General features: G+C 66.8%; 1 protein-coding gene. It reads right to left on the bottom strand.

Going from position 1 to position 208, the window contains the following annotated elements:
• Positions 1–208: hypothetical protein (locus FVS66_RS05010; RefSeq protein WP_149179770.1), on the bottom strand; the 208-nt coding region annotated here is incomplete at both ends.

The raw sequence follows: 208 nt of genomic DNA on the forward strand, positions 1-208 counted from the left end.
TGCGCCTCGATCGGATCACCCAGCTTCGTACCCGTCCCATGACCCTCGACCGCATCGACCTCCACCGGACTCAACCCGGCACTCGCCAACGCCTGACGGATCACCCGCTCCTGCGACGGACCGTTCGGCGCGGTCAGACCATTGCTCGCACCGTCCTGGTTCACCGCACTGCCACGGATCACACCCAGAATGCGCCGCCCCTTGCGCT

This window comes from Streptomyces sp. TRM49041 (assembly GCF_008271805.1).
GTDB lineage: Bacteria > Actinomycetota > Actinomycetes > Streptomycetales > Streptomycetaceae > Streptomyces.